The 1,547-nt window shown below is 47.8% G+C and carries 1 protein-coding gene; it reads left to right on the top strand.

Annotation, left to right across the window (positions count from 1 at the left end; genetic code table 11):
* The first annotated feature begins 249 nt into the window (after positions 1–249).
* Complete coding sequence (locus AC1DE7_RS31565) at positions 250–1,428, top strand: IS110 family RNA-guided transposase (RefSeq protein WP_477535889.1); 1,179 nt, start codon at positions 250–252, stop codon at positions 1,426–1,428.
* The last annotated feature ends 119 nt before the right edge of the window (positions 1,429–1,547 follow it).

Raw genomic sequence — 1,547 nt, 5'->3', positions numbered from 1 at the left:
TTTTCGTATTATCAGGTTAGCCAGTAATTACTGGTTGGCCTTTTTTTGTGGTCGTTTTACGATGGGGGAAGCCGGGAGAACGTGGCGGTTTTAGGGGCTAGGACCTCGTAACAAAAACAGTTCTCCCACGACCTTCCAAAAGACCATGTTTGGGCTGGTAGGGGCAGCTGACCCCGTATAACAAGCGAAGCTATGGGTTTGGAACCATCGTGGAAAGGACCGGCGAAACGAAAGATAAGGAGTGAGGACATGGAACCTGTTGTTGGTGTAGATGTCGCTAAAGGTTCAAGTGTGATACAGGCGTTTCAAAAACGAAATGAGCCCGTTGGTAAAGCTATCGTCATTGAGCATGTTGCGAGTGGATTCGAACAATTTACGGAGGTGTTAGGGGCCCTTCAAGCCGAAACGGGTGTTGCTCCAGTGGTTGTTTTGGAGGCGACTGGGCATTACCATCGTGCCTTGGTGTCCTATCTGAATCGGAGTGGCTACACCTACTACATTGTGAATCCCTTGCAATCCAAGCGAGCGAAGGGAACGCAGTTACGCAAAGTTAAAACAGATGCTGCAGATGCTTGGCATCTGGCAGAGATGTACTATCGCGGCGACGTGAAGCCGCATCGAAATTGGGRTGAGACGTTTACAGAGCTACAGCATTTGACTCGGCAGCATGAGTTTGTCACGGGAATCTTTGTGCAGGCGAAGCTGAACAGCAGAGCCTTGCTGGAGCAAGTTTTTCCGGCGTATGAGCAGATATTTTACAATGTGTTTTCAACAACATCATTGACGGTGCTGTCTCATTGTTTGGAGGGAAGTGTGACGAATTGGAATGAAGTCATTCAGGGTAATTCGGGACGATCCCATTCCAAGCGATGGGCCAATGAAAAAGCGAGAAAACTGGAGGAAGTACAGGATGAATGGAGAGAAATTCGGCGTAGCCCCGCTCAAAGCAAGGCACTGCTCGGAATGGTCTCTTTATTGTTGACGATGATTCGGCAACTGGAGGAACTCGAAAAACAAATGGAGGAACTCGCAGAAAATCTGCCTGAAGTCGAACTGGTGAGAAGTATCCCGGGAATTGGAACGAAACTGGCCGCAGCCATTGTAGCTGAACTAGGTGATGTGAAACAGTTTAGTGATGCGAAGCAACTTGTAGCGTTTGCGGGCCTTGACCCAGGGATTTTCAGTTCAGGAAAGTTCACAGCGACAAGTACACGAATTACGAAACGAGGCTCTAAAAGGCTCAGACGTTCACTATATTTAGCGGTGCAATGTGGAATGCGAAAGAATGCGAATGCAAGAATCCGTTCGTACTACGAGAAAAAAAGAAACGAGGGCAAGCCCTACAAGGTGGCCGTGATCGCCTGCGCAAACAAGCTGTTACATCACATTTTCGCCATCTTGCAGAAAGGCCAGCCCTACCAAGTGTAATCCATATTTAACCAAAACCTCCATACCCGTGGAGGTTATTCGTGTTGGTCGGAAAAAGTATACCACGAAAAGAGAACTCATCCAACCAGAAATGCTTGACAAACATTAGCTGGTTTTTG

The sequence above is a fragment of the Paenibacillus sp. 10L310 genome, assembly GCF_056395745.1.
Note: the sequence above shows the minus strand (reverse complement) of the source record. Positions and strands in the feature narration are given on the sequence as shown.